General features: G+C 38.8%; 25 protein-coding genes. 19 read left to right on the top strand and 6 right to left on the bottom strand.

Translation table 11 applies throughout. The features are described from left to right. Positions 1-56 precede the first annotated feature (56 nt). The 6 genes from ACLKML_RS18565 (at position 57) to rmf (ending at position 7712) form a co-directional block, all read left to right on the top strand. Positions 57-599, top strand: a complete 543-nt coding sequence (locus tag ACLKML_RS18565; protein WP_413284452.1) for a cell division protein ZapC — start codon at positions 57-59, stop codon at positions 597-599. A gap of 584 nt (positions 600-1183) precedes the next feature. After that, the gene (rlmKL, locus tag ACLKML_RS18560) at positions 1184-3322 is read left to right on the top strand and encodes a bifunctional 23S rRNA (guanine(2069)-N(7))-methyltransferase RlmK/23S rRNA (guanine(2445)-N(2))-methyltransferase RlmL (RefSeq protein ID WP_413284451.1); all 2139 of its coding nucleotides are present in this window, start codon (positions 1184-1186) and stop codon (positions 3320-3322) included. Continuing rightward, positions 3315-3557 carry a glutaredoxin family protein gene (locus ACLKML_RS18555; protein ID WP_413284450.1) on the top strand — a complete coding sequence of 81 codons (243 nt, stop codon included), beginning with the start codon at positions 3315-3317 and terminating at the stop codon, positions 3555-3557. Before rlmKL ends, ACLKML_RS18555 begins: the two co-directional genes overlap by 8 nt. Then, entirely contained in the window at positions 3535-5454 is a 1920-nt protein-coding gene (locus tag ACLKML_RS18550; RefSeq protein ID WP_413284449.1) for an ABC transporter ATP-binding protein, read from the top strand. Before ACLKML_RS18555 ends, ACLKML_RS18550 begins: the two co-directional genes overlap by 23 nt. After that, positions 5455-7395 (top strand): DUF3466 family protein, encoded by a 1941-nt coding sequence (locus tag ACLKML_RS18545; RefSeq protein WP_413284448.1) that lies wholly within the window; start codon positions 5455-5457, stop codon positions 7393-7395. It abuts the gene before it with no gap. A gap of 143 nt (positions 7396-7538) precedes the next feature. After that, a complete protein-coding gene (gene rmf, locus ACLKML_RS18540) occupies positions 7539-7712 on the top strand; it encodes a ribosome modulation factor (protein ID WP_317716738.1) in 174 nt (57 codons plus the stop codon). Between the two features lie 140 nt (positions 7713-7852). On the opposite strand, the gene fabA is transcribed toward rmf, so the two are convergent. Together fabA and ACLKML_RS18530 are read right to left on the bottom strand one after the other, a co-directional pair. Continuing rightward, positions 7853-8371 (bottom strand): bifunctional 3-hydroxydecanoyl-ACP dehydratase/trans-2-decenoyl-ACP isomerase, encoded by a 519-nt coding sequence (gene fabA, locus ACLKML_RS18535; RefSeq protein ID WP_413284447.1) that lies wholly within the window; start codon positions 8369-8371, stop codon positions 7853-7855. Between the two features lie 64 nt (positions 8372-8435). Next, positions 8436-10094: an AAA family ATPase gene (locus tag ACLKML_RS18530; RefSeq protein ID WP_413284446.1), complete on the bottom strand. Its 1659-nt coding sequence runs from the start codon at positions 10092-10094 to the stop codon at positions 8436-8438. 164 nt (positions 10095-10258) lie between these two features. Here ACLKML_RS18530 and matP point away from each other — a divergent pair, with 164 nt between their 5' ends. From matP to ACLKML_RS18515, 3 genes are all read left to right on the top strand, one after another. After that, on the top strand, positions 10259-10708 hold the full coding sequence (matP, locus tag ACLKML_RS18525) for a macrodomain Ter protein MatP (RefSeq protein ID WP_413284445.1): 450 nt from the start codon (positions 10259-10261) through the stop codon (positions 10706-10708). Positions 10709-10723: 15 nt separating this feature from the next. Next, positions 10724-11032 carry a DUF3634 family protein gene (locus tag ACLKML_RS18520; RefSeq protein ID WP_413284444.1) on the top strand — a complete coding sequence of 103 codons (309 nt, stop codon included), beginning with the start codon at positions 10724-10726 and terminating at the stop codon, positions 11030-11032. A 287-nt stretch (positions 11033-11319) separates the two neighbouring features. After that, positions 11320-12669, top strand: coding sequence for an MATE family efflux transporter (locus ACLKML_RS18515; RefSeq protein WP_413284443.1), 1350 nt, complete (start codon positions 11320-11322; stop codon positions 12667-12669). 140 nt (positions 12670-12809) lie between these two features. Here ACLKML_RS18515 and ACLKML_RS18510 read toward each other — a convergent pair whose 3' ends face one another. Together ACLKML_RS18510 and ACLKML_RS18505 are read right to left on the bottom strand one after the other, a co-directional pair. Continuing rightward, a complete protein-coding gene (locus ACLKML_RS18510; RefSeq protein WP_413284442.1) occupies positions 12810-13145 on the bottom strand; it encodes a PBPRA1643 family SWIM/SEC-C metal-binding motif protein in 336 nt (111 codons plus the stop codon). 98 nt (positions 13146-13243) lie between these two features. After that, complete coding sequence (locus ACLKML_RS18505) at positions 13244-13615, bottom strand: hypothetical protein (RefSeq protein WP_413284441.1); 372 nt, start codon at positions 13613-13615, stop codon at positions 13244-13246. Between the two features lie 247 nt (positions 13616-13862). On the opposite strand from ACLKML_RS18505, the gene ccoN reads away from it, so the two are divergent. The 10 genes from ccoN (at position 13863) to uspE (ending at position 22861) form a co-directional block, all read left to right on the top strand. Next, positions 13863-15290, top strand: a complete 1428-nt coding sequence (gene ccoN, locus ACLKML_RS18500) for a cytochrome-c oxidase, cbb3-type subunit I (protein ID WP_317716723.1) — start codon at positions 13863-13865, stop codon at positions 15288-15290. Between the two features lie 12 nt (positions 15291-15302). Then, positions 15303-15923 (top strand): cytochrome-c oxidase, cbb3-type subunit II, encoded by a 621-nt coding sequence (ccoO, locus tag ACLKML_RS18495; protein ID WP_413284440.1) that lies wholly within the window; start codon positions 15303-15305, stop codon positions 15921-15923. 12 nt (positions 15924-15935) lie between these two features. Then, positions 15936-16112: a cbb3-type cytochrome oxidase subunit 3 gene (locus tag ACLKML_RS18490; RefSeq protein WP_413284439.1), complete on the top strand. Its 177-nt coding sequence runs from the start codon at positions 15936-15938 to the stop codon at positions 16110-16112. After that, on the top strand, positions 16112-17086 hold the full coding sequence (gene ccoP / locus ACLKML_RS18485; RefSeq protein WP_413284438.1) for a cytochrome-c oxidase, cbb3-type subunit III: 975 nt from the start codon (positions 16112-16114) through the stop codon (positions 17084-17086). The genes ACLKML_RS18490 and ccoP overlap by 1 nt, the downstream gene beginning before the upstream one ends. A 127-nt stretch (positions 17087-17213) precedes the next feature. Then, positions 17214-17693, top strand: coding sequence for a FixH family protein (locus ACLKML_RS18480; protein WP_413284437.1), 480 nt, complete (start codon positions 17214-17216; stop codon positions 17691-17693). 16 nt (positions 17694-17709) lie between these two features. After that, positions 17710-20079 carry a heavy metal translocating P-type ATPase gene (locus ACLKML_RS18475; RefSeq protein ID WP_413284436.1) on the top strand — a complete coding sequence of 790 codons (2370 nt, stop codon included), beginning with the start codon at positions 17710-17712 and terminating at the stop codon, positions 20077-20079. Beyond that, positions 20072-20242 (top strand): cbb3-type cytochrome oxidase assembly protein CcoS, encoded by a 171-nt coding sequence (gene ccoS / locus ACLKML_RS18470; RefSeq protein WP_413284435.1) that lies wholly within the window; start codon positions 20072-20074, stop codon positions 20240-20242. Before ACLKML_RS18475 ends, ccoS begins: the two co-directional genes overlap by 8 nt. Next, positions 20229-20903, top strand: coding sequence for a sulfite exporter TauE/SafE family protein (locus ACLKML_RS18465; protein WP_413284434.1), 675 nt, complete (start codon positions 20229-20231; stop codon positions 20901-20903). The genes ccoS and ACLKML_RS18465 overlap by 14 nt, the downstream gene beginning before the upstream one ends. Positions 20904-21003: 100 nt before the next feature. Further along, positions 21004-21753 carry an FNR family transcription factor gene (locus ACLKML_RS18460; RefSeq protein ID WP_413284433.1) on the top strand — a complete coding sequence of 250 codons (750 nt, stop codon included), beginning with the start codon at positions 21004-21006 and terminating at the stop codon, positions 21751-21753. A 160-nt stretch (positions 21754-21913) separates the two neighbouring features. Beyond that, positions 21914-22861 (top strand): universal stress protein UspE, encoded by a 948-nt coding sequence (uspE, locus tag ACLKML_RS18455; RefSeq protein ID WP_413284432.1) that lies wholly within the window; start codon positions 21914-21916, stop codon positions 22859-22861. Positions 22862-23042: 181 nt separating this feature from the next. On the opposite strand, the gene ttcA is transcribed toward uspE, so the two are convergent. Beyond that, a complete protein-coding gene (gene ttcA, locus ACLKML_RS18450) occupies positions 23043-23951 on the bottom strand; it encodes a tRNA 2-thiocytidine(32) synthetase TtcA (RefSeq protein WP_413284431.1) in 909 nt (302 codons plus the stop codon). 177 nt (positions 23952-24128) lie between these two features. Beyond that, positions 24129-24791 (bottom strand): DUF2987 domain-containing protein, encoded by a 663-nt coding sequence (locus tag ACLKML_RS18445; RefSeq protein ID WP_413284430.1) that lies wholly within the window; start codon positions 24789-24791, stop codon positions 24129-24131. Between the last annotated feature and the right edge of the window lie 7 nt (positions 24792-24798).

Genomic DNA, 24798 nt, shown 5'->3' with positions numbered 1-24798 from the left:
AGGTGAAATTACAGTCAACCTAGAGACGGAATTAAAAAAATAATAGAGACGGAACGATGCTTAAACCAAGAGATACATGGAATTGGTTTTACGATGAGCAAGAGAAAGCTCTGATGTTGGACCTTGGAAATGACATGTTGTTTAGAGTCAATATCCCAAACAAGCTTCTTGTAGATTGCGCCTATACTGATACAGATTTTACTGTTGATGATGCGTCCGCATTCCAAGAATTCAAACAAAGAGCGTCCAAATTAGAGTTATCTGAACCTAGACAAGCTGAATTAACACTCAATTGCGTTGCAGCAAAACGTTTCCATAAACCCGTTCTGCCTAAGAGTTGGTTTTTCGACTTACAAGAGGCCGATTACGTGCCTTGTGAAGGCGACATTATTCATTTAAAAAATCGCAATGGGGAAGGTTACTTCATGGTGATAGAAGTTGGTGACAATGCCAGCTTGTGTGCTCTTGTTGAAAATGAACCTTTTATATTAGATGGCCGTAAGGAACTTAAATTTGGCGAGGCGATTAAAGTAATGCACAATCGTATGGCACGCGCTAATCATCTATTTAACTCATTAAACGTTGCATTAGTTGGTTAATATTTAATTCGTTCCTGTTCCCTTGTTGTATTTGTATCGACCCTAAGTGGTCGATTTTTTTTGTTACTCACCTCCATGATCTCCACAGCTCTTTTTTAAAGGTAAGCTTTTGAAGATAAGCCACTTCAAACTCATACTGAATCTATCGATCAATTAGTTAGCAACATCCCTTACTACCAAGCTAATTTTGCTCTCATCACTGAGACATGCCTGCCAAATCGAATTTTTTTTATTTCCTATACAATAGAAACAAGATGGATTTTTGTACAGTTTTTGCTAAAAAATTCCCATTTTAAAGCCAAATGTAATTAAATTTCATCCGTAAATTCAATCTGGTCTATACCAAATTGATAAAGCATAAGTATTCACTTCGCTTGTGAGTATTTAAAAATGGTTAGATAAATTATGAAGTAAATGCTCACTTCATTTTTTGAGTAAAATTAGTTTCCTGTTAGTTGGGTAAAATTAAGCGGTGGTTTTTTAGTCGATTAAATTATTTAACTGAGATTTATCGGTGTTTTATTTCTTAATTGAATTACTAATCAGGTATAATCAAGACCATTTTTTTGCTGATTAAGACAGATATGAACCAATATTTAGCGATTACTTCAAATGGCTTAGAAAATTTGCTTGCCGAAGAACTTAAAACACTCGGAATAGTTGATGTTAAACCTGTACAAGCAGGGGTAAAATTTAAAGCAACTAACCAACAAATATACCGCTGTTGCTTGTGGAGCCGAATTGCTTCAAGGTTTGTACGTGTACTGTCAGAATTTAACTGCCAAGATGATATGGATCTTTATTTGACAGCTTCGGCAGTAAATTGGTCTTCTCATTTCACCAGTGATAAAACGTTTGTAGTCGATTTTAACGGCACCAACAATCAAATTAGAAACAGCCAATATGGCGCGATGAAAGTGAAAGATGCGATTGTTGATAGCTTTACCAAGAAAAACTTGGAAAGACCGTCTATTAATAAAGAGCAACCGGATCTTCGTGTACATGTTAGGCTCCATCGTGATAAAGCTATTCTAGGGTTAGACTTAGTTGGTTTAGGTTTGCATCAACGTGGGTATCGAACCGAAGCTGGCAAAGCGCCATTACGTGAAACACTTGCTGCTGCAATTATAATGCGTAGTGGCTGGAAAAAGGGGGTGTCGTTATTGGATCCTCTATGTGGTTCAGGAACCTTGTTGATTGAGGCTGCGATGATGGCGGCCAATATGGCGCCAGGTGTGTTGAGAAAAACATGGTCTTTTGAAGCACTAAACGATTTTGAACCCGAAGTGTGGGCTCAAATGAAAGCAGAAGCGAATGTGCAAGGGCGCAAAGGGCTAAGAAATATTGAGACCAAATTTTTTGGTTTCGATAATGATAAGCGTGTATTAACTATTGCAAGAGCTAATGCGAAAAGAGCTGGCTTAACTGATGTCATTGAATTTTCTTGCGCTGATGCTGCGGCGTTAACTCGCCCTGAAGGTTTCGACACAGGCGTTATTGTATCTAACCCTCCATATGGAGAAAGGTTGGGAACAGAACCTGGCTTAATTGCTTTATATACGTCTCTGGGAGCACAGTTAAAAGCGAACTTCGCGGGTAGCCAAGCGTCAATTTTCTCCAGTTCAGACGAATTATTGAGTTGTTTGAGGATGAGAGCAGAAAAACAGTATAAGCTACAAAACGGGGCGTTACCGTGTCACCAAAAAAATTACTTAATCAGTGAACGCCGAGCCACTTCATCAATTGGTACGGAAAACGCGTCATCTGATGGCCCAATCGCTCCTGATTTTTCTAATCGATTGAAAAAGAATTTGGCAAAAATTGGCAAGTGGGCTAAACGAGAACAGCTCGACTGTTATCGAATTTACGATGCCGACCTTCCCGAATATAACGTCGCTATCGATTTGTACTTAGACAATCTTGTTATACAAGAATACGCTGCACCAAAAGATATTCCTGAAGAAAAAGCAAAACGCAGGTTAACGGATGTTATTCGCGCGGCTATTCAAGTGACAGGAATTAATGCTAATAACGTGGTACTCAAAACTCGCGAAAAGAAGAAAGGCACCTCTCAATATCAAAAATTAGGTGAAGGGTCTCGCAATTTTGAAGTACAAGAATATGGGGTAAAATTGCTGGTAAACCTACATGATTATCTAGATACCGGTCTATTCCTCGACCATAAAATTACACGACGTATTATTGGTGAAATGGCGCAGGGTAAAGATTTTCTTAACTTGTTCGCTTATACCGGATCGGCAACTGCTCACGCCGCTTTTGGCGGAGCAAAATCAACTATGACGGTTGATATGTCGAAAACGTATCTTGAGTGGGCGAAAGAAAACTTAAAGTTGAACGTTAAGATTGGTGATCAGCACCGATTTGAACATGCTGATTGTTTACAGTGGGTACGCAAATGTACTCAGGATTATGACCTTATTTTCATTGATCCGCCGACGTTTTCTAATTCAAAACGCATGGATCAAACGTTTGACGTGCAAAGAGACCATCTAACGCTGCTGAAGGATTTGAAATTACTGCTTAGAAAAGAGGGGACGATTCTGTTTTCCAATAACAGACGCCACTTTAAAATGGATTTAGATGGATTAAAACAAGCAGGGCTTTGTGCCGTTAACATCTCGGCGAAAACGCTGCCTATGGATTTTGCGCGTAATAAACAGATTCATAATTGTTGGCTGATTACTCATGATAATAATGCCTAATCTGATACTTTATAGCACCGACGGCTGCCATTTGTGTGAACAAGTGCTAGCTATGCTTGGTGTGATAGGATTAACACCACAGGTCATTGATATTGCATTCAATGATGAATTATTTTTACGTTACGGGGTCACTATTCCAGTACTGCATTGTGCTGGCAATGAATTGAATTGGCCGTTTGATGACGAACAACTTAAATATTGGTTAGAAAAAAATGGCATTACTTACCATAAATAATGGTCACTTAGCATTTGGCGATGTTCCACTTCTCGATGGTTCAGATTTTGCCTTACAAGAAAATGAACGAGTTTGTTTGGTTGGAAGAAATGGGGCAGGTAAATCTACTCTAATGAAAATTCTATCTGGTGACGTTATTATGGATGACGGTAAGTACCAGATAACACAAGATGTGGTTGTCTCCCGTTTAGAACAAGACCCGCCAAGAAATGAACAAGGTACAGTTTTAGAGTACGTTGCGAGTGGTTTAGCTGAAATAGGAAAAACTCTTAAGATCTACCAAGATCTTTTGGATCTTATTGCTGAGGACCCGTCAGAGAAAAATATCAACCGGCTTGCTAAAGTGCAAGAAGAGCTTGATCACACTGGAGCATGGCGGTTTGAGGATAGAATTAAAAACGTTTTAGCGGCACTAAAATTAGACGGACATACCAAGCTAACCGATTTATCTGGAGGTTGGCAGAGAAAAGCAGCGTTAGCTAAAGCGTTAGTATGCGACCCAGATGTTTTGCTCCTCGATGAACCGACCAACCATTTAGATGTCACCACGATTGAATGGTTAGAAGGGTTTTTAAAAGATTTCCGTGGTTCAATTATCTTTGTTTCGCATGATAGAGCATTTATTAAATCAATGGCGACTCGAATTGTAGACCTCGACAGAGGTAAATTGTCTTCATTTCCTGGCAACTACGAGCAGTTTTTAGTCGATAAAGAAGAGGCTTTGCGAGTTGAAGAAATGCAAAATGCGGAATTCGATAAAAAATTAGCCCAGGAAGAAGTTTGGATCCGTCAGGGAATTAAAGCTCGCCGGACCCGTAATGAAGGTCGAGTTCGTGCTCTAAAAAAACTTAGGCAAGAGCGATCGGATCGCTTAGAAGTGCAGGGTAAAGCAAATATTCAAATCGATACTTCTAATCGTTCTGGAAAAATCGTTTTTGAAGCTGACAATATTAGTTTTGAATATGATAACAAACCAATCGTATCTAATTTTAGTTTTAATATTATGCGTGGTGACAGAATCGGTCTTATTGGTCCAAACGGCTGTGGTAAAAGTACACTGTTAAAACTGCTGCTCGACCAACTCGAACCTCAATCAGGTAAGTTACGCTGTGGTACCAAACTTGAGGTTGCCTATTTCGACCAGTACCGAGAAACGTTAGATCCAGAAAAAACCGTTATTGATAATCTGGCTGATGGCAAACAAGAAGTCACTATAGGTGGTAAAGAGCGTCATGCGCTTAGTTATTTACAGGACTTTTTATTCTCACCTAAGAGAGCACGCACCCCAGTAAAAGCCTTGTCTGGCGGTGAAAAAAATCGCTTATTATTGGCTAGGTTATTCACTAAACCTAATAACCTATTGATTCTTGATGAACCGACGAATGATTTAGATATCGAAACATTGGAACTTTTAGAGGATTTACTTGCCAACTATGAGGGGACATTACTTTTAGTTAGTCATGATCGCCAGTTTGTTGATAATACAGTAATGACAAGTTGGATATTTGAAGGTGATGGTGTAATAGAAGAATTCGTTGGCGGATACCACGATGCTCAACAGCAACGATTACAAGCACTCAAAACTAGAGCTCCAAGCGTTGAAAAAAAGCAAAATGTTGTTAAGTCGCCGACAAAAGTAACCAAGCAAAGCGTTAAGACAAAAAAATTATCGTATAAACTTGTACGTGAATTAGAAGAGCTGCCAGCAAAATTAGAACAATTTGAAATGGCGATAGAAAAACTTCAACAAGAAGTCAATACGCCAGAGTTTTTTGCTCAGTCTGTCGAGCAAACTCAACCTATATTAGATAAATTGGCAGCGCAAGAACAACAATTGGAAATAGCCTTTGAAAGATGGGAAGAATTAGAGGCTATGCAACAGGAATTTGATAAGTAAATGAGTAATAATAAATTTAAATTATCTGCATTAGCCTTGTTAGTGTTAGGGGCAACACAGGCTAACGCAGCACTGTATCAGGTTGTTGAAGTTACCTCTACTGGAACAGAATCTTATGGTTCTGTTATTGAAACTGGAGATATTGGTAGCGACAATCTAGGTTGCTTTAGTTCAAGTGTCGATTGCGGGACTGGTTCAAGCTTTGATCTGGCTGGCGATACTGGTGAATCTTATGTTGGCTTCTCTTATAAAAAAGAAGTGCCTTTTGGTATTGATAACCGATTCTTTTATCTAGATCAAGATGATCTAGAAAGCTACTGTGACAATGAACTCGGCTATGCAACTTGTGAAGCGTGGGCTGAAAATCAATGGTTCGGTGATTTAGATAACCAAGTAGGAGGGTTGTACCACGAGCGTGAAGCCTGGAACTTGGGTACCTATAAATCGAATGCATCTGGATTTATTGAATCGACCAGTGTTGATGCGCCTGATTCTAGTGTTACACCAACCAGTTTTAGTGCAATTAACGACAGTAAAAATGTCGTAGTAACTGCATTAGATGATGATTCTAAAGCCATCGGTATCACAAGTAGTGGTTATTTTTCTAACGGAACGAATGCTGCTCTTGTTTATCGTCAACGTGGATTTTACGACGGTACTTTGTTACTTCCTCGACAAGATGCTAGTGATGCAATTGTTGCTAAAATGGGCAGAACCTTGGCGTTCGATTGGTTTGAATATGATGACGACGACGACGGAACGCCAGAAAAATATGTGGTTGGCTCCGCCGCTGTCGCACCATTTAACTACTCTGATAGCGACAAAGACTACTCTGGCGATTTAGCTAACTGCTTAGTTGATGATCCTGAAGTGCTTGAGGCGTGTCAAAACTTTGCATTTGCCATGAAACCTTATGTTTGGGGTGTCACTGATACTACGACTAATTTAACGGCTGAAGGTGTAAGTGTTGCTTTATGGGATGACATTGGTGATGCTTCTGGAGATGATACCAAAGATAGCGCCAATGAAGACGATTACTCAGCCCAGGGTAGTGTACGAGCAGCGATCGTTCCAACGTCAGGAAGCTATCAAGATAAGCCTGTTCTGGTCGGTTATAACACTACTGAATATAATAGCATTCTATTAATGCAAGCCGCGGTTTTTTATCCTAAAGCTAATTTTTCTGTTCAAGAAAATGGATGGTCAAATACCTTTATTACCAACGCTACGGTTAGAATTAGTGGCGATTACATTTATAGTAATTCGGTGGCAAAAGATATTAATGAACATTTGTTAGTTATCGGCGAAGCAAAACGTTATGGCAGCAAACCAGAATCAGGATCTGCCAATAATCGTTTATTTATTGCCGATGCAAGCTCAGGTAATCCGACAGCGAGTTATTTTGACGGTGGTATATTCTTTAGTGGTGCTGGCGGTGAAGCCAATGCCATTAATAATTACAATGAAATTGTGGGCCAAATAGACGCAGAAAGTCATCGAGAAGTTAATGGTAAAGTTCGTAGAAAGCGGGCGTTTATCTATCCGTATAATGATGACACAACTCAATCGGAAAGAAGAGCGATATTTAATAATCAAGCTTGGTGGATTGATGATTTAACTAATGGCGGAACTCACAGTTCTGCTAATAATCGCTATCGCGTGATTAATGCGTCGGATATTAATGATGCAGGTGTTATATCTGCTACAGCGCTTAAATGTTCTGTTGGCGAGTATGATTCTACCGCACATAACGCATATTGTGGTGAAGGTTCTGGCGAGGAACATATTGTTGCCGTTAAATTAGTGCCAATTTCTGGTGCCACGAGTGCAGATATAGAAGTGCGCAGCGCTGCAAGCACTACTGTTTCAAGACAAGGTGGTGGTATTGGATTTATTGCTTTGACACTATTAGCTCTTTTTAGTTTCAGTCGTAAACGATAAATTTTTCAAATTAATGAAACGGGTTCAAATTTTTGAATCCGTTTTTTTTTGCCCTTGAGAAATTAGCATTGTTGAACCAATATTAATTATGGAGTTGCTGACTCCATACACGTTCAAATTGATAATAGCTAAAGGACGATAATATGAAGAGACAAAAGCGCGATCGCCATGAAAGAGCACAATCTCAAGGTTATAAAGCGGGCCTGAATGGAAAATCGATGGATGAATGCCCGTATCAGCAAACTGATGCCAAGTCATTTTGGCTAGGCGGATGGCGAGAAGCAAGAGATGATAAAAATTCTGGTCTCTATAAATAAAACAGTATTAGTAATATCAGGCCTCTAATTATGAGGCCTAATATTTACCCTTTAACGCACTATAACTAAATTTATTGTTAAAAAATTGACAGCCCGAAAGCTGCCACAATAAACCTTATTAGATCACTTACCTAAAAATTCTAGAAACTAGACGTATCTTTGAAAAGGCCTACTTTTAAATCTTTCGCAACGTAAATTTCTTTGCCATCAACAAGAACTCGCGCATCAGCTAATCCCATAACAAGTTTGCGATTAATAACACGCTTCATATTTATTTGATAAGTGACTTTTTTCGCCGTTGGTAATATTTGTCCAGTAAATTTAACTTCACCAACTCCTAATGCTCGACCTTTACCTTCACCGCCAACCCAGCCAAGGAAAAACCCTACTAGTTGCCACATGGCATCCAAACCTAAACAACCTGGCATAACAGGGTCACCTGGGAAATGACAATCAAAAAACCACAAATCAGGAGAGATATCGAGTTCTGCTTCAACATAACCTTTGCCAAATTCTCCGCCATCCTCTGTCATTAATGTGACTCTATCCATCATTAGCATGTTTGGTGCTGGAAGTTGTGGATATCCTTCGCCAAATAATTCACCACGGCTAGAGGCGAGTAAATCTTCACGGTTATACGAGCTACGTCTGTTTTGCATTTTTATATACTCCAAATTTTGTTAGGTGCATCTTAGTGAACACAGATACGCTAATCAAGTCCGATCAGTTGGTTATAAACCGATTAAAGAGACTCTGAAAGAAAGAAGGATAATTTTCTCTTCGATTAAAAAGTACGATTCTATCGGATATACGATTCAAGATAGCGTCATCACTTTCACCTCTAAAATCTTTACCTGTGATTAACACAATTGCTTCATCTACGTTTTCTACCGGCCAAATACCAAACTGACCTTGCTTAATACTATTTATAACATCTTTGTGTAACGATAGATGTTTTAAATTAGATTTAGGTAAGATAACGCCTTGATTGCCAGTGAAGCCTTGATGTTTACATACATGATAAAAGCCTTCGATTTTTTCATTCAACCCGCCAACGGCTTGAACTCGACCAAATTGATCAACCGCACCGGTTACCGCTAGCTGTTGATTGATTGGTGTTTCAGATAATGCACTGACCAACGAACAAAACTCCGCAAGAGACGCGCTGTCGCCGTCAACTTCACAATATGATTGCTCAAAAACAATAGAGGCAGAATAGGGCAGTGCTTCATCTAAATCTAACGCTGTGCTTACTAATGCTTGCATGATCATCATACCTTTGGCATGTAGATTGCCACCTAACTCAGCTTTCCGTTCGACATCTGAAATATCCCCATCCCCGAAGTGAATAACACATGAAATTCTAGCAGGCTCACCATAAGAAATTGGATGACCAGGAACATCGACAACAGTCAAACCATTAACCTGGCCAATATGCTCCCCGTTAGTTTCTATGATAACTTGTCCGTCTAAAATGTCATCCAGTGCACGTTTAGGTAAATAAGATTCTCGAAAATACTTGTCATCAATAGCTTGATCAATTTCAATATCAGATATTACGCCATTTGTAGCTTGTAACGCAGCTTCACTCAGTAAAGAGTTATGCCATTGTAAACACAGCGGTATAGCGTGTTGATCTTCACATTCTCTAGTCCCAGCGGTAAGGAGCCTTTTAATACCCGAAGCATCTAAACTGGGCAGATTGAAACTGTCGATTAGCCCTTTAACATACCCTAAGTAACCAACAAGAGTTTCTTCGCTAAGCTTACTTTCAAGCTCAACTTCGCTGAACATACAAAATCCTGAATTCATGTCTGAATCAAAGTAATCCAATTCACTTAATTGCTCTCTATCGCCAATGACAATAAGTTTAACGTCAATTTGTTGTGAAGGTGGGTCGATGGCTATGTGCTTGGTGTCAACACTAACAGGTGAAATAGACTCGCCCAGCAATGCCGACTTTAACACCATCCATGAAGACGGATTAGTCATAATTAAATTCGCAGATACCACTAAATAACCGCCATGCGCTTTACTAAGCAGACCTGGTGATACGGACTCAACTTTTCCATCTTTAGCTTTGTATTCACCTAAAATAGAACGAATTTCCAGTGTTTCAGCTTTGACAACCACGCGTTCATCTGGCACTAAGTGTTCATCGTGAATCGCATCCAAGATTGCGTTTCGATAAATAGCATTGTCCGGTGAATTGATAAGCAAAACTTTAGTCCAGTTATGTAACTGTTCAAAACGAAGTAATGCGGCTCGCAATCTCGGCTGGAGATCAAAAAAAGATAACGGAGATAACGTTGAAAAACTACTAATGATAGCTTCATACTTATCAAACTGTGGTGTGACTGAACGCCAATCTGCTTGCTTCATTTCGGCCTAATATAGTGAAAAGGGCGTTGATTATATATAAAAATTCAAGCGGCTAATAGTTATTATCCAAGTTAACAGTTTTAAAAACAAAAACCGTTACAAGTCTTGTCTAAATACTCACTTTTGGGTTACGCTGTCACTAGGCAGAACGTCGGAAAGTAATCATGAAATACCAACAACTTGAAAATCTTGAATGTGGCTGGAAATGGCAATATTTGCATAATAAATGGAAAGACGGCACGGCAATAACAAGACATATTGACAGCAGTGAAGCTGATCGTGCGGTTCAGTTATTAAAAGAAATTGAAAGTGAACCGATTCTAGTAATTGAGTGGATTGACAATCATATGTCATTTGAACTCGATAATAAGTTAAAGCAAGCGATTAGAGCCAAACGAAAACGGCATTTTAATGCTGAACAGATCCACACCAAAAAGAAATCTATTGATTTGGATTATCGAGTTTGGGAAAAGTTATCTGAAAGAGCAAATGAATTAGGCTGTACTTTATCCGATGCAATAGAATATCTGGTTAGCGAAGCATCTCGTACAGAGAAAGTTAGCAAAAAAGTTAGTAGTTTAAAACAAGATTTAAGTAAATTACTTGGTGAATAACAAAGGTGATTAAATATGTTGTATGTAATAGTCGTTGCTACGTTGCTTATTTTTTGGTTAGTTGCTGTAGATAGACCTAAATTTACCTTAAAATTTGAAGATGGAATTCTCATCAATCACAAAGGAAATGTGCCACACGGCTTTACTCAAAATTGTAAAGAAATAGGTCATAAAACGCCATTTAGCGGCACCGTTAAAGTCTATACCACACGATTTGGCTCTAAACTCAAATTCTCTAAACAGATTCCACATAAAGTTCAGCAAAGAATTCGAAACGTATTTCCTCATCACAGCCCTAAATCAAAACATAAAAAGAGAGCATAGTTTCGTTAGCTCGTTATTATGGTTTTCTATTGATGCTTCTTCATGCAATAGATCGGTATACCAAAGTGTTGACTACGTAATAATATATGATGGCAACAAGTTTAATACAGTAACAACGGGTATAAATTGCATCTAATACAAGTGCGCATTATGTATATTATGTTAAATATAGTTCTTCTCTAGCTGCTCGTGAACTCCCCGGTCTAGCTTCGATATATTAATGCTATTATTTTTTATGTTATTATATTACTAATCTTTTCGTTACACTTTTCAAATGAACTTTATCAATGTCGCTTCTAGATACTTACACTAAAAAAAATATCGCTTTGGCTTGGCCTTTAGCGTTGAACGGTCTGCTTATACAATCCATGCTAATGATAGATACTCTTTTGGTTTCACCATTAGGAGAAGAATCTGTCGCTGCGATGGGCGTTTCATCAACGATTGTTTCCTTCGTTCTTAGCATGCAAATGGCTTTAGCAATGGGAAGCCAAATTATCTTGAGTCGTGCTTATGGCAGCGCAAACACCAAAAGCTTAAATAATGGTTTTTTTGCTGGTTTAACTATTTCTGGCGGTTTCGCCTGTTTATTTATGCTGATCATTTTCATTTTTGGGCAGAACATTGTCGATTGGATTATCGAACCAGATTCGATTCGAACACTCGCCTATAGCTATTTAGATATTTCGCTGTATGTGATTTTTTTCACCGCGTTAACCCAAATTACTATCGCTTTGTTTAATGGCATGGGCAAAACTAAGATCCCTTTTAAAGGCTATTTAATTGAAATGCCTTTTAATGCTTTACTCTCTTACTTGTTTATCTATCAATTAGATATGGGAGTATCGGGTGCTGCGTTAGGCAGTGTTTTCGCTATAATTCTGCGCACTTGTTTCCTTGGATACTGCTTACTTAATGCCTCGAATGTTCAATTGACGCTACCAACTCAATTTTATGCTTTTATACATAACACCCGTAAGCATATCGTTGAAATTCTACCTTTTGCCGCTAATACTACTATTTTAGCCATCGGTGCCACACTCTATTTGTTGCTGTATTCTCAATTAAACATTAACGAATATGTTGCCATTACCCTGCTCTACCCATGGATCCAAGCTGGAGGAAGGGTTATTGCTTCATGGTCTTATGCTTCGGCAATCCTAATCAGTCAACAGATCGGCTCTGGTAAACTTAGTCAGCTTGAAAAGTCAGTTAATTCAAGTATCGATATTGCCGTCTGGCTGTCCGTCTTTTGTAGTCTGTTCTTTGTTTGTGTGCATTACGTTTTTCCACACCTTTATACTGAACTTGCTCCCGAGACCTATTTGGCAGTATCCATCATTGCGCCTCTGTATATTTTTCAACCACTGGTGCGCGGTTATAACACCATACATGGCAACATATTAAGAGCCGTTGGTAAAACGACATCGGTATTCAAAATTAACTTTATTGGCCAATGGGTTATTTCTCTTCCTTTATTGGCTATTATCATTTTTGTATTTGAAGGTTCAATATTGTGGGCGTTTGCAGTTCAACCGTTTGAAGAAATAGTCAAAGCGTTTCCGTTTAGAGCCTTGGCTAGAAAAACAGTGAAAGAATTTGATAGTGAACAAGCCAATAAGCTCAATTTTGATTGACAATAGATCAGTTAATCTATTGTTTTACTTAACGATAAAAATAAATCTATTGTATAAATTTCAAGTAAGGATATAAGTTACAGGGTGACAAAAAATCTCTCTGTAACTTATATCATACCAAAAATCGCTTAACTTAATGCTTACTTACCACAACACTTTTTGTATTTTTTGTTACTACCACATGAACAAGGATCATTTCTATCTGGTGTCTTATCAAATCGTTGGGGTTGTGGCTTATTTATAACAACGTCTAGTTCCTTTATATTTTCTTCTACGCTGCTATTAACCTCTATGTTCGCATGAAGCTTATGCAAGGCGACCAATTTTTGCACTTCTAACTCGCGAGTTTGGTTCGGCACAACTAACGATAAAGGTCGATTACTCGAACCTAACTTTAGTGTCGCTTTTGGATTGTAACCATTTTTGCCGTAATCACTCATGATATCGGGCGTACCGCGATAGAAAAATTTTGACATTTTACTTCTCAGTTTTATAAAACGCGCATAGTAGCAACTTAACTGCAGATAATCTAAATTAGTATTAGCAATAAACCACGCATAGGCAATGAGCCAATCTAACGAAAATTAAGGTAATACACCGGAGAATTGGTTGTCTCAGTTTGTGTCACTTTTAAACGTACAGGATACTTTTCAGTATCAAGGGTCCAATAGTCCTCTTTTTCCAATAAATTCGTCTGATTATCAGTTTGCTCTATCGACCAATTTTTATTATCTGGTTTGATTGAAATATGGTATTGTTGCCGAGTATTTTCCCAAATGGCACTAATCGTGTATTTACCTGACTCTACGAGACAATTTTTTTTAATTTTACACAAAACTTCGTGGTTAGAATGAGTTACACTTCGCCAGATGAAAGCTGAAACGAGTAGTAACATCATGAATAAAATTTGAGCTAGTCGCGCTCTAGTTAATTTTTCTGCAGCCATTTTTTATATTCTCATGTAACAAACTTCAAACTTTTAATAATAATTAATCCCACAATGTAAAAATTGCAGGTTAAATCGTTGTCATTAAAATGTTAATTCAACTATCATATCCGGTGAAAATACCATTCCAAACAGTGTTTTGATAGATCCACTAGATACATTGGGTTTTTTTCATTACGCTTGGAACGTATTACGACATAAAGTCGCATAAAAGCAAAGTAGTCACTTAAACATTGGAAGAAATATAATGAGCCAAGTACAACAACTTGAGCACAACTATAACTACAAGGTCGTACGTCAATTTACCCTAGTTACTATACTTTGGGGAATTGTTGGTATGTCTGTAGGTGTATTGATTGCTGCTCAGTTAGTTTGGCCACAGCTAAATTTTGATACGCCGTGGTTAACTTACAGCCGTTTACGCCCGCTGCACACCAACGCTGTTATTTTTGCGTTTGGTACTAGCGCCCTTTTTGCCACATCTTATTATGTTGTGCAACGTACCTGCCAAACACGCCTGTTTGGGGGATTTCTTATACCCTTCACTTTCTGGGGATGGCAAACAGTAATCTTACTTGCAGCTATCACACTTCCTTTAGGGTATACAACCAGTAAAGAATATGCTGAATTAGAATGGCCAATCGATATTTTGATTGCTGTTGTATGGGTCGCCTACGCTATCGTATTTTTTGGTACGATTGTTAAGCGAAAAACATCACATATTTATGTTGCTAACTGGTTCTTCGGTGCGTTTATACTTACCGTTGCTGTTTTACACATAGTAAACAGCTTAGCTATTCCAGTATCTATGGGGAAATCTTACTCCGTCTATTCTGGTGCAACTGATGCGATGATCCAATGGTGGTATGGTCATAATGCTGTAGGTTTCTTACTTACTGCAGGTTTTTTGGGAATGATGTATTATTTTGTTCCTAAACAAGCTGGACGCCCTGTTTATTCATATCGTTTATCAATTGTCCATTTCTGGGCACTAGTATCACTTTATATTTGGGCTGGCCCTCACCACCTTCATTACACCGCACTACCTGACTGGACGCAATCACTTGGTATGGTGATGTCGCTTGTCCTATTTGCTCCTTCATGGGGTGGTATGATTAACGGTATTATGACTTTGTCTGGTGCTTGGCATAAGCTTCGTTACGATCCTATCTTGCGCTTTATGGTGGTCTCACTGTCATTCTATGGTATGTCTACCTTTGAAGGCCCAATGATGGCAATTAAAACCGTCAATGCTCTCTCCCACTACACCGACTGGACAGTAGGTCACGTACATTCAGGTGCTTTAGGTTGGGTTGCAATGGTTTCTATTGGTTCTGTCTATCACTTGATTCCTAAGTTATTCGGACAAGAGAGAATGTACTCTGTTAGTTTAATCAACGTTCACTTCTGGTTAGCAACAATTGGTACGGTACTTTATATTGTCGCAATGTGGATTTCTGGTGTAATGCAAGGTCTAATGTGGAGAGCGGTTAATGCCGACGGTACTCTAACATACAGTTTTGTAGAGTCTGTTCAAGCATCCTATCCGTTCTATACCGTTCGTTTTATTGGCGGCTTTATTTTCCTATCAGGTATGTTCTTGTTAGCTTATAACGCTTATAAAACTATTACTGCACCTGAAGATAGTCTTAAAGCTATCGAGCAACCGGCATAAGGAGATTGATTAATGAGTTCAAACTCAAATAATCGCCATGATCTAGTCGAACGTAACGTCGGTTTGCTAGCGATTTTAATTATTGTAGCTATTAGCTTCGGTGCTTTAGTGGAAATTGTGCCACTATTTTTTCAAAAACAAGTCAACGAGCCTGTAGATAACTTAAAACCTTACACTGCCTTACAGATGGAAGGACGTGATATTTATATCCGCGAAGGTTGTAGTGTTTGTCATAGCCAGATGATCCGTCCATTCCGTGCGGAAACAGAGCGGTATGGTCACTACTCTGTTGCTGGTGAAAGTGTTTGGGAACACCCATTCTTATGGGGTTCAAAACGTACAGGCCCAGATCTAGCTCGCGTTGGTCAACGTTATTCTGATGAATGGCACCGAGTGCATTTGCTTAACCCAAGAGCGTTAGTTCCAGAATCTAACATGCCTGGCTTCCCTTGGTTGGCTGAAAATGTATTAGACGGTGAATTGATCCAAGCTAAGTTAACTCTATTCCGCGATCAATTTGGTGTTCCTTATACTGACGATCAAATTGCAAATGCTAAATCTGAAGTCGTTGGCAAAACCGAGATGGATGCGCTTATTGCCTATCTACAATCTCTCGGTCATGCGATGAAATAAGGAGGAATGATTATGAGTATTGGTACTTTCCATTCCATCTGGACAGTGATTTTATTTGTGAGCTTTTTTGGTATTGTTTGGTGGGCTTTCGGTAAGAACCGTAAAAGTCGCTTTGAAGAAGATGCAAATTTAGTGTTTGCAGATGAGCCAACAACAGCCGGTAAGAATAATAAAGGAGTAAACAAATAATGACGTCATTTTGGAGTGCGTGGATTATTGTTCTCACAGTTGTTACATTAGTTTTTTGTGCTGTGATTTTAGGCTGGGCCTTGAAAAATAATGTCGGCGTTGAAGAAGGCGCCGAAATGGAACATGAATATGACGGTATCAAAGAACTAAACAACCCATTGCCTAAATGGTGGAGTTTTCTGTTTATTGGGACCTTTGTTTTCACCATTATTTATTTGGCTCTATTCCCTGGGTTGGGAACCTTCAAAGGACTTTTAGGTTGGACTAGCTCAAACCAACAAGTAAAAAGTGTCGAAGAATCTCGTCAACATATTGCTCAAGCGCACGCTAATCAAACATTAGATGAATACGCTAGAGCTCTAGATGAAGCAAATACGTTTTATGACGAAGCATTTAATAAACTTGCTTATAGCGCAAATGGTGAACTGCGTCCTGTACCGGAAATAGCAGCCGATCCAGAAGCCCTTAAAGTTGGTCAACGTCTATTTTTGCAAAACTGTTCTCAATGTCATGGTTCGGATGCTCGAGGTCAAATAGGCTTTCCTAACCTAACAGATAAAGCATGGCTTTATGGTGGTGAACCTGAAGCTATCCTAACGACCATTATGAATGGTCGTATTGGTGCAATGCCTGCTTGGGGTGATGCATTAGGAGAGCAAGGCGTTAAAGAAGTTGTCACTTATACTTTGGGCTTGTCTGGACGAAAAGTGAATGCCAGAGAAGCCGCAGCGGGTAAACAACGCTTTGTCGTTTGTGCTGCTTGCCATGGTACAGATGGTAAAGGTAACCCTGCTTTAGGTGCTCCTGATTTAACCGACCAAGATTGGTTATTTGGCGACTCACGCGCGGCTGTAACTGAAACGGTTACCAATGGTCGTCAAGGTGTGATGCCAGCATGGAAAGATATTTTAGGTGAAGAAAAAGTACAACTTGTCGCTTCCTATGTGTGGAGTTTAAGTAATACTGAAAAATAACCTATAATGATTTATAGCCCCATTTATGGGGCTATTTTTATTTAAAATAAACTCCCTTTTGGTCTTTGAAACAGCAACAATTGGCCTTAGAGACAGTCAATCTTTAAAACAATCAGCAGAGATATTCATGATAAAACCTTGGTATAAACAATTTTGGCCGTGGTTTCTAATCACATTACCGTTATGTGTCGTTGTAGCGAGTTTTACAACCTTAGCCATCTTTTCAAAAAATTCCGTTTCCCTTGTCGCTAAAGATTACTATAAAAAAGGCAAAGGAATTAATGTCGATTTGTCAAAAATCAAATACGCACAATCGTTAGGGCTATCCGCTAGTGTCATTTCTGAACAAAACAATATATCCATCCAATTTGATAAAGGCGATTTAGAGGTTTATCCCGCGTTAGTGGTAACCTTTACTCACAGAACACTTGCCGACCGAGATTTTAGCCAAACAGTAAGTTCTAACGCTAAAGGACAATATAAAGTAATTTTACAAGATAAGTTAGCCGGGCCGTGGTTTATAGAAGTAGAGCCTCATAACAAAACATGGTTATTACAAGGGAAAGTTTCATTCCCATCGGCAACCGCAACCCTATTAACTAATTAATTATCTGAGATCTAATATGACACTTTCGTGCTTCCACTGTGGTGAAGATGTACCAGTAGACTCGAATTATATCGTTGAAATATTGGGCAAACCTCAGCCGATGTGTTGTCCTGGTTGCCAAGCCGTAGCACAAACCATTATTGACAGTGGTTTAGAAAGTTATTATCAGTTTAGAACAGAAAAAGCGGAAAAAGCAGAACTGGTTCCAGAACAACTAAAAGCGCTTATAAATTATGACAATGAAGACGTTCAGTCAGAATTTGTGCGGAAAGATAACAATACGTCAGAGATCACTCTGTCATTAGAAGGCGTAACATGTGCTGCATGTGCTTGGTTGATAGAGAAACAAATTAGCGATAAAACTGGCGTGAACTCAATTAGAGTTAACACCACAACAAACCGAGCTATTTTGAGTTGGGATAATTCAAAGGCCAAACTCAGTGATTTATTGTCTGCTATTCACAACCTTGGCTATAAAGCCGCCCCTTTTGAAGCCGACGCTCACGAAGCATTTTTTCACCAGTCCATGAAGCAATATCTGTACCGTCTAGGGGTAGCGGGTTTAGCTTCCATGCAGGTAATGATGTTAGCTGTAGCATTATATTTTGAGGTATTTGGTGACCTTGATAATGAGTTTAAGCAGTACCTAAGAATAGTTAGCTTACTATTTGCAACGCCTGTTTTAGTTTATTCTGCTTTGCCATTTTATCTCAATGCCTGGAGAAGTATTAAAGGCAGAACATTAGGTATGGATGTTCCCGTTTCTATCGCGTTAATTTTCGCGTATAGCGCTAGCGTCATCGCGACAGTACAAGAAAAAGGCGAAGTCTTTTTTGAATCAGTTTCTATGTTTACTTTCTTTTTGTTGCTGGGACGATTTTTAGAGATGCGAGCCAGACGAAAAGCCGCTGCCGCGAGCGCGAATCTACTAAAATTGATTCCTGCAATGGCAACAAAAATTGATGGTAGCCAAGTTCCAGTTAGAGTTTTACACCCAGGAGACAAAATAAAAGTGCTACCAGGAGAGCACATTCCGGCCGATGGAATTATCCTTAAAGGCCGTATTCACGTTAATGAGTCAATGTTAACTGGTGAATCAATTCCGATTGTTAAAACCGTCGGCGATAACGTCTATGCTGGTAGCATAAATACCGATGAAGCGTTTCAGTTCGAAGTTACGTCGAGCAAAGCTGACTCTATGTTAGCAAACATCGTTCGCTTGCAAGATGAAGCACAAATGTCCAAACCTAAAATAGCTTTATTGGCTGACATAATTGCTAGATATTTTGTCGCTGTCATTCTAATCATCGCTTCGATAACCTGGTTTTATTGGCATCAACATCAACCAGAAGATGCGTTCTGGATTATGTTATCGGTTCTGGTGGCAACGTGCCCATGCGCCTTATCCCTTGCCACACCCACTGCGATAACTTGTGCAACATCAAGAATGGGCGATTTGGGGTTATTGCTTAGAAAATCTCACGTCATTGAGACATTTTGTAAAGTAAACCATCTTGTTATTGATAAAACGGGGACCTTAACTAAAGGTGAAATTGTCATCGACAACGCAGAATTATTGACCGATTATGATGAAAAAACATGCCGCGCTATTGCTGCTGCATTAGAGATGCATGCCAACCACCCTATTGCTAATGCATTCAAACAGTATGCTGATAATAAAATAGAAGTTTCACACGTTAAAAATATTATAGGATCAGGCATTAAGGGCCAGTGGAATGACCAAGAGTGCCGTATAGGTAATGCACGCTTTGTATTAGGTGACCATAGCCGTGCTGTTCCTTCTTCCGTATTTCTATCTATTAATGGCAACCATGTTGCAACGTTTTGTTATTCAGATCCTATTCGCCCGGAAAGCCAATCGTTTATTAGTACCTTAAATCAACTCGGAATAAAAACCACACTATTAACTGGCGATAGCTTAGTTAACGCCGAACCAATTGCTAACAACTTGGCGATCCATTCAGTAATTGCTGATGCCTCACCGTCTGAAAAACTCGAATGTTTAAGAGCATTGGATGAAAGCCAAATAACATTGATGGTTGGTGATGGAATCAATGACGCCCCTACTTTGTCTGGTGCTCACTTATCTATTGCCATGGGCGGCGGAACTGATGTGGCAAAAGCATCTGCTGATATTGTTTTACTCGGAGACAAGTTGAGTAAGATCCTCACGGCAAGAAAACTGGCTCTGAAAGCTCGTAAGATTATAAGAGAAAATTTACTATGGTCTTTGGGATATAACCTCTTCATACTGCCCCTTGCTGTTACAGGAAATGTTGCCCCATATATCGCCGTTGTCGGCATGTCTGCAAGCTCCATTATTGTCGTTACCAATTCACTAAGGCTGTTAAAAAAAGATGAGTAGTCTCTATATACTAATACCTATCGCAATTGTTTTTGTTTTCATCGCGGTAGGGGTATTTCTGTGGGCAGTAAAAAGTGAACAATTTGAAGACCTCGAAAGGCAAGGCCAAAATATATTATTTGACGATGACGAATTAGATAAGAAAAAAAATGCTAACAAATGATTGGATCGCCGCATTGCTGGTTGGATTTCTAGGTTCAGCACATTGTGTCGGCATGTGTGGGGGTATCGCCTCCGTTATGAGCTTAAATAGCGTAACTAAAGGTGGAAGAACCTTAACCACACTGTTGTATAACATCGGGCGCATTATCAGTTACATGATTGCAGGTGCATTAGTTGGCGGTGCGATCTCGAGTGCGGCAAGTTTATTACAAGATTATGCGGTTTTAAATGCCTTAAGAATAATGTCAGCATTAGTAATGATTATTCTTGCATTGTATATTGGAAAGTGGTGGCACGGATTATTATATGTTGAAAAGCTTGGGCAACATTTATGGAAATTCATTTCACCCTTAACCAAAAAGCTACTTCCATTATCATCGCCCTTACATGCACTCCCACTAGGTTTACTATGGGGTTGGTTACCATGTGGCTTAGTTTACTCATCGTTAACTTGGGCTGCCGTATCTGGCAGCGCTGTAAACGGTAGTTTAATCATGGCTGCATTTGGTGTTGGAACACTGCCGTCAATGTTACTGGTAGGATTGGGAGCAAATTACGTAAACAAGTTAAAAAACTCACCATTATTTAGGCAATCAGGAGCCATAATCCTTCTAAGTTATGGAGTGTATAATTTGAGTCAATCTGTTAACTTATTCGCTTAAAATGCAATAATCTATTGATTTTAATATTAATTATTTAACTATCCTTTAAGCCTGAGCAATGGTAAAATATTGATGTATATCAATTAGTGACTTGGAAATTATGATTTCAGAAAAACCAGCAACTAAAAGAATTCAGTCCGGTGGATGTGCTATCCACTGTCAAGATTGTAGTATTTCTCAACTATGTATTCCATTTACCTTAAATGAATCAGAGCTTGATCAACTCGATCAAATCATAGAACGTAAAAAGCCGATTCAAAAAGGACAAGAACTTTTTAAAGCAGGTGATGATCTGAAATGTTTGTATGCTATTCGTTCAGGTACAATAAAAAGTTACACCATCACTGAGCAAGGTGACGAACAAATTACCGGTTTTCATTTAGCCGGGGATCTTGTTGGTTTTGATGCAATTACCGATAGTGCTCACCCTTCTTTTGCTCAAGCATTGGAAACTTCTATGGTGTGTGAAATACCGTACGAGATTTTAGATGATTTATCAGGAAAAATGCCTAAGCTTCGCCAGCAGATCATGCGTTTGATGAGCAATGAAATAAAAGGCGATCAAGATATGATTCTGCTACTATCGAAGAAAAATGCAGAAGAACGTTTAGCCGCCTTTTTGTATAATTTATCTACTCGTTTTTCTCAACGAGGTTTTAGTCCACGCGAGTTTCGTTTAACTATGACGCGAGGCGACATTGGTAATTATCTTGGTTTAACTGTCGAGACCATCAGCCGTTTGCTAGGACGTTTTCAAAAATCAGAAATCCTCAGTGTAAAAGGTAAATACATTACTATTCTCGATCACCAAGAATTGAAAATCCTTGCTGGTATTTCTGCAGACGAATAAGTGATTGCCGATAAATTATCCTGTTCAAATGTGGCTTCATATGAAGCCACTTCAATTTTGTGAAGTCCTTTCATCTCTTTTTTCCAATTTCCCTTCAAATAGACTATATTTAGAGTAGTATTATTAACTCTTTGGTTCTTATCCAAAAAAGGGAATGACTATGAGCATATATAACCAAATCTTGGTCGTTGCAAACGTGAACAATGAGTCTCAGCCAGCTTTGGCCAGAGCAATGCAATTAGCACGTAAAAGTAAATCTAAAAGTAACATCACTTTTTTTCTTTCGATCTACGACTTTTCATACGAAATGACATCTATGCTCTCAATTGATGAACGCAACGCAATGCGCAAAGGCGTAGTTCAGCAAAGAGTATCTTGGATGAATAAAGTTGCCGCACCGTATATTGATGATAGTGTTAATTTTCAAGTTAAAGTAGTTTGGCATAACCGACCATACGAAGCCATTATTGGCGAGGTATTTGAAGGTAACCATGATATTTTAATAAAAGCGACCAGAAAACACGATATATTAGAATCGGTCATATTTACGCCTACCGATTGGCATCTATTACGCAAAGCACCCTGCCCTGTATTATTAGTAAAAGAACATGAATGGCCAGAGAATGGTAACGTAATCGCTTCTGTTCATGTTGGTTCAGAAAACCCTATCCACTTAGAGTTGAATGACTGTATTGTTCAGCAACTACTAAATTTATGTGGTCGCTTAGACGCACAGCCTTATCTCGTTAATTCGTACCCCGTAACACCGTCGAACATCACTATTGAATTACCAGAGTTTGATCCTAGTACTTATACCGATGCTGTTCGTGGTCATCATCTGAAAGAAATGAAAGCCCTGAGACAAAAACACGGTATAGATGAAACATTTACTCGAGTAGAACAAGGCCTACCTGAAGATGTTATACCAGCAGCAGTAAAAGAGTTAAAAGCAGGTCTAGTGATACTTGGTACCGCTGGTAGAACTGGCCTTTCAGCAGTGTTTATTGGTAACACTGCCGAACAAGTGATCGATAAAATTAATTGTGACGTATTGGCGATTAAACCGAATGGATTTATTAGCCCACTCGATCCAAATCAGTCATCGTGATACAAAATTGATTGTCGAGTTCAGCGAACAATAGCCTTATAAGCTTAGCGAGCAAATGAAGCAACACTCCTTTTACGATTAGGTTTATAATTAACCATTACAACTAATCAGTAAAAGGAGTGTTTGTTATTGGTTGCACACCTTTTTTGGTCTTGATAACCTAATAGAGAACTTATCGTCTCTATATATTAGAAACATCGATAAACAATGATTCATCAATATTTTCAGGTGAGATGTTTGAAGATGAAACTTCTGCTTCATCAAACGCGTATGCTTTTCTTTCACCTTCTCTTTCTAATGGCAAATTTTCAAAATCAAATAACGCTCTATCAGCCAGTTGACTTGGGCTAATATTTTGGATCGATTTAAATATCTTATCGACTCGACCTGGGGTTTTCTTATCCCATTCAATCAACATAGCTTTAATATTTTGTCGTTGCAGGTTTTCTTGCGATCCACACAAATTACAAGGAATGATAGGGAACGCTTTATGGTCAGCATAGCGGATCAAATCTTTTTCTCTGCAGTATGTTAATGGTCTAATAACCACATTGCGCCCATCGTCTGATCTCAGCTTTGGTGGCATGGCTTTCAAACGTGCGCCATAAAACATATTCAGAAACATAGTTTCTACAATGTCATCTAAGTGATGACCCAATGCAATTTTAGTCGCGCCGATTTTCTCGGCAAAAGAATATAAAGTCCCCCTACGAAGTCGAGAACACAATCCACATGTGGTTTTACCTTCTTCTATTTTTTCTTGAACAACAGAATAAGTATCCTTATCGACAATATAGTAAGGAATATTTAATTTTTCGAAGTAAGCTGGCAATATATGCTCTGGAAAACCCGGTTGTTTTTGATCTAAATTTACCGCAACCACATCAAATTTTATTGGAGCAGAATCTTTTAGCTTTAACAAAATATCCAGCATAGCAAATGAATCTTTACCGCCACTGATACAGGCCATAACAACATCATTTTCTTCAATCATATTGTAGTCAACAATGGCATTACCAACGTTGCGTCTTAAACGTTTTTGCAGCTTATTAAATTCTAATGTTTGCTTTTTTGTATCAATAGGGTTCATTGCAATTTCTCATTATGCCAATTTTATCGACATGTAGATTTCACTTATAGGTTAGTTGGGCGCGGATTATACTTTGTTTTAATAGCAGTGAAAACTGCCTTCACCTTCTTTAATCACATAAAGTTTGACTAAAGAAAATGAAGAGAATGTTACTTAATTAAGAATAGTAATTTATTGCTATTTTGCAGCCGGTAGCCAAGGTAATACTCTGGAGGTAGTCGCTGGTAGTTCGATATACTCACCTGGTTTTAAATCAGCAAGACGAATACGCGCTTTATGCTCAACAATGTCAACCGAAAGTCCATTTGAAAAACCAACTGTGCCTGACGTGCTCTCGGGAAATTCCAGCGTCAATCCTTCAACATCAGGCGTAAACCAACTGGCAAACATACCGCCCAGATCTTCTAACATACTCTGCATCTGTGGCAGTAACTTCTCAATATCTTGATAATGTACTTTGTCTGATAATGGTTGCTTAGTCATCACCACCATCGAAAAATCACACCGCATGTCCATTGGTGTTCTAACAAATACTAAAGGGTTAGCGGATTTCAAATTGCTATCAAGTGGCACTACAACTTCTTTACCATTAACAGGCGGCAACTCTTCGTATTTACCTTGTTTTTCCATCCAAACTTTTTCAATATTACATAATGATTTATCATCAGCATTAACGAAAAAAAAGCCAACTTTTACATCTTCATGGCCTTCTTTAGCATTATTTTTTAATTGAGAATACAACTTGGAGTAAGTAAACATGTATTCTTGGGCAATACTAGCGGTGGAGAATACTGCACTACCAATAGCGCAAACCATTATATTAACTAATTTTTTTTTCATACTTTAC

It is taken from the genome of Vibrio sp. MA40-2 (assembly GCF_047302445.1).
GTDB lineage: Bacteria > Pseudomonadota > Gammaproteobacteria > Enterobacterales > Vibrionaceae > Vibrio.
This window is presented reverse-complemented; position numbering and strand designations above follow the sequence as displayed.